The organism is Sutterella sp. (genome assembly GCF_030539355.1).
Taxonomy (GTDB): Bacteria; Pseudomonadota; Gammaproteobacteria; order Burkholderiales; family Burkholderiaceae_F; genus Sutterella.
The window spans coordinates 1-3,535 of record NZ_JAUNSF010000171.1; the positions used below are offsets into that span (position 1 = coordinate 1).

Annotated in this window: 5 protein-coding genes and 1 pseudogene; 1 reads left to right on the top strand and 5 read right to left on the bottom strand. The window is 65.6% G+C overall.

The window, feature by feature from the left end; genetic code table 11:
* The 5 genes and pseudogenes from Q4F91_RS13165 to Q4F91_RS13185 form a co-directional block, all read right to left on the bottom strand.
* A pseudogene (locus Q4F91_RS13165) lies at positions 1 to 289 on the bottom strand (hypothetical protein); the annotation flags it as partial.
* 140 nt (positions 290 to 429) lie between these two features.
* The gene (locus Q4F91_RS13170; RefSeq protein WP_303338189.1) at positions 430 to 1,320 is read right to left on the bottom strand and encodes a LysR family transcriptional regulator; all 891 of its coding nucleotides are present in this window, start codon (positions 1,318 to 1,320) and stop codon (positions 430 to 432) included.
* Between the two features lie 91 nt (positions 1,321 to 1,411).
* Positions 1,412 to 1,900 carry a hypothetical protein gene (locus tag Q4F91_RS13175; RefSeq protein ID WP_303338190.1) on the bottom strand — a complete coding sequence of 163 codons (489 nt, stop codon included), beginning with the start codon at positions 1,898 to 1,900 and terminating at the stop codon, positions 1,412 to 1,414.
* A gap of 27 nt (positions 1,901 to 1,927) precedes the next feature.
* Positions 1,928 to 2,347 (bottom strand): CrcB family protein, encoded by a 420-nt coding sequence (locus Q4F91_RS13180; protein WP_303338191.1) that lies wholly within the window; start codon positions 2,345 to 2,347, stop codon positions 1,928 to 1,930.
* Positions 2,340 to 2,708: a CrcB family protein gene (locus tag Q4F91_RS13185; protein WP_303338192.1), complete on the bottom strand. Its 369-nt coding sequence runs from the start codon at positions 2,706 to 2,708 to the stop codon at positions 2,340 to 2,342. Before Q4F91_RS13185 ends, Q4F91_RS13180 begins: the two co-directional genes overlap by 8 nt.
* Before the next feature lie 563 nt (positions 2,709 to 3,271).
* Here Q4F91_RS13185 and Q4F91_RS13190 point away from each other — a divergent pair.
* The coding region (locus Q4F91_RS13190; RefSeq protein ID WP_303338193.1) for a hypothetical protein at positions 3,272 to 3,535 on the top strand (264 nt) is incomplete at its 3' end.

Consider the following 3,535-nt stretch of genomic DNA (forward strand, 5'->3'; position numbering starts at 1 on the left):
CCGCGGCGGCGAGCCGCTCGATCGAGGCGAGCAGTATCCGGCCCGCGCTCTCGAGATCCCGCTCGGCGGTGAGCCGCAGCACCTCGTAGACGTTGATGCTGTCGATCACAAGCGGCGGAAGCACGCGGCCGGGGGAGCGCTCGAGCACGCCGGAGGTGATCGCGCGGTAGTAGCTGATCGTGGACTCGGGGCCGATGCCACCCACGAGGCCGAGGCGGCGCAGCGACCTGGAGCGCCCGGAGGCATCGGTCCGGTCAGTCGGGCAGGTCGTGGCGGCAGGGGTGGTCATGGCGAATCCTTCGTGTTGATCCAGGGGAATAGGTATCGGCAGGAGAGGTCAGAGCAGCGTCCGGTTCCCAGACCTCCCTTGCCGACACGAAGAATTCTATGGAAGCCTGAAATTTCGTGTACTGATATGTTTTGAGTCGATCATTCAGTTTTTTTGATGGTTTCCGCAGATCCGTCGAGACCGAGGAGCGCCTCGCGCAGCGCCTTCAGGACCGGCGTCTCCGGCCCCGCGCGCCGCACGAGCTCGACCTCGGCGAAGGCGAACTCGCCCGGGAGCGGATGCAGCGTCACGGCGGCCGAGGCGTGGAAGGTCTCGAGGAGATGCCGCGGCGCGACGGCCAGCCCCATGCCCGCGGCGACGCTCCCGATGATCGCCGAGTACGAGCTCACCTCGATGATGCGGCCCGGGCGGCAGCCGAAGCGCGCGAACCAGCCGAGGATGCGGTCGCGGTAGCTGCAGCCCGTCTGGAAGGCGAGCACGGTCTCGCCCTCGACCTCCTCGGGCGAGTGGATCGGGGCGCGGCCGGCCTGCGAAATGAGGGCGAGCGTCTCGTCCCAGATCTTGATGCGGGCGAACTTGTCATCCCGCGGGGCATCGACGAGGATCGCGGCGTCGAGCGCCCCGGACCTGAGCTCCGTGAGGAGGTCCGCCGAAACGCCGGTGCGGAGCGTGAGCTCGATGCCTGGATGGGCCTTGAGCAGCCTGCAGAGCGGGGGCGGGAGCCTGGTGCCGGCGACGCTGTCAAGGGCCCCGAGCTTCAGCGGTCCCACGGGCTCGTCGCTCATGAAGCGCGCCTTCGCGGCCTCGGCGAGCGTGAGAATCCGGCGCCCGTCGGAGGCGAGCGCCATCGCCTCGGGCGTGGGATAGAGCTGACGGCCGCGGCGCTCGAAAAGCGGAGCGCCGAGCTCGGTCTCAAGATCCTTGATGCGCATCGTGACGGCCGAGGGCACGCGGTGGAGCCGCTCGGCGGCTGCGGCGACGGTGCCGGCGTCAATGACGGCGGCCAGGGTGCGGAGGTCCTGCAGATCCATGGCTTTCCTCAGAATTACTGAATGACTTTTATTGAATCACTCATCATTCTAGAGGAATGCCGGGGAAATCAGAAGTCCCCGAGCAGAGACGTCAGCCCCTGCCGAAGACCGAGGTGAGGACCGTGCCGATCACGAAGAGGGCGAGCAGCCCCATGAAGAAGAAGATCACGCTCCGCGCGATCATTGCCTCCGCCCGGTGGGTCTCCTCGTAGTCGTCCGCGGGCGGGAGCACCCGGATCTCGGCGGGCAGCGTCTGCGGCTCGAAGTCCGCGACGATGGTCTCTGCGAGTTCCATGCCGAGGCCGCTCGGGACGGCGAGGAGCGCCGGGACGCCCGAGAGCGAGTGCCGCGGGCCGTCCCACTCGGCCTCGACAAGCGCGTTGCCGCCCGCCATGGCGATGCGCTCGAGGAGCGCCCGCTCGGCCTCCTGACGGTTCGTGGCGGCTCCGGGCCTCCACCAGCCTGCGCGGCGGGTGCGGATGCGGTTGCCGCCCCGGGCGAGAAGCAGTGTGTGATCAGGGAGCGGAGCGCCGGGCTCGAGGCAGTAGCCGCCGGCGACGCGGTAGAAAGTCTCGGACATACGGGGATTGAGTCCTGGAGAAAGCGGTCACTCAGCGAAAAGGAACCTCAGAAGGTTCCTCACCCTCCCGGTGAGGTTCTTCATGCCGAGTCCGAGCAGGAACCCGACCACGGCGAAAACGAAGAACCCGGCGAGCAGCACAAGGAGCCACCAGGCGGCGAGGAACACGTTCTCCGGGTACTTCATGCACCCGGCGATCGAGAGAACCGAGAAGGTGGAGAGGCCGCCGAGGAACCCCGTGTGCATCAGCGCCTTCCACCAGCCGAGCACCGAGGGCGGCAGCACGCCCTGCTGCACGATCGCCGAGGAGAAGCCCATCAGGAAGCAGGCGAGAAAGTTCGCGGGCATCCAGGGGCCGAGCTCGGGCACGTCCATCATGACGCGGATCACCGACCCGAGGCCGCCGCCCACGAAGATGAGGAGCAGGTCGCGCAGGCGCTCAGGCATGGAAGGCCTTCCCGACGGCAAGGCCGAGCAGCGTCGCGGCGATGCCGGTGACGAGCGTGAGCACGATGAAGAAGAAGATCTGCCAGCCCTTCCGGCGCTCGGCGAGCGAGATCACCTCCGAGCAGAGGGAGGAGAGGGTGCCGAGACCGCCGACGAAGCCCGCGCCCACGCCGATCAGGATGTTCTCGGGCGACGCCGCGGCCCCGAGCGCCGAGCCCACGAACGCCGCGAGCGTGTTGACGGCGACGATGCCGGCCGGGAAGGGGCCGACGGCATGGGCGCAGAGCGCGAGCACGCCGTAGCGCGTGACAGCGCCGAGGCCGCCCAGAAGGAAGGTGAGTGCCGCGAGCGAGAGCGTCATGAAGGAAAGGCGCCTCTGTGAGGAGCCGGGAGAGAGTGGCTGAAAGGGTTGCGAAGGAGCGTAATTGTCGCGCTTTTCGGCCCCGGACGCGAGAGGGAAAGGGGCCTCCGGGCGGCCTGGGCGGCTCCCCGTCAGGAGATGTCCCTGGTGTCGGGATTTGATCGATTCTGTGCGTTCACGGCGGACCGACGGGAAGGTCAGAAATCCTGTGACACGATCCGTCGGAGTCTGCACAGATCCGCCATGCCGCAATGGCACCCTGGCCCCGTAAGTTTTTCTTTGATATCAATATGGAAATGTCATCAGGATAAACCCTGTCGTCCCTTGACTGTAACAGTCGCACTTTCAGGTTTTGACTGTGCTATCGTTCACTGCGATGACACTTGCATCGTCTTTCTGAGACGATTTTTGAAGTGTCACTTGATTCTGATTCCGCATCCTCGGCAGTCCCTGTCCCCGAACAGGCCCGCAACGCGCTGTGTTTACTGGAGAAAGCCGGAAGCATGACGCATTACAGGTGGGTTCCCTGAAGGGCTGCCGACAAACTTGGGAGGTTTGAACTTATGCGCAAATCCATCCTCGCCATCGCCATATCAGCCGCGGCAATGGCCTTCGCCGCCCAGACAGTCGGGCAGACGATCGATCTCAGCTTCATCAACGAAACGGAAGGCTCACGCAAGCTCGTGGACAGTTCCAAGACTGATGACGACACGCTCGAGATCAAACTCGACAGCGATTTCCGTCAGCTGCTCTCCGACCTCGCAGACGCAAGGGGAAACGGCATCAGCGCTTACATTAACGCGCTCTCTCAAATGGAGGGCGGGAAG

What these genes read in the sequence shown, in the direction of transcription:
- Q4F91_RS13170 (WP_303338189.1), bottom strand. Translation starts at nt 1,320, where the DNA reads ATGGATCTGCAGGACCTCCGCACCCTGGCCGCCGTCATTGACGCCGGC.
- Q4F91_RS13175 (WP_303338190.1), bottom strand. Translation starts at nt 1,900, where the DNA reads ATGTCCGAGACTTTCTACCGCGTCGCCGGCGGCTACTGCCTCGAGCCC.
- Q4F91_RS13180 (WP_303338191.1), bottom strand. Translation starts at nt 2,347, where the DNA reads ATGCCTGAGCGCCTGCGCGACCTGCTCCTCATCTTCGTGGGCGGCGGC.
- Q4F91_RS13185 (WP_303338192.1), bottom strand. Translation starts at nt 2,708, where the DNA reads ATGACGCTCTCGCTCGCGGCACTCACCTTCCTTCTGGGCGGCCTCGGC.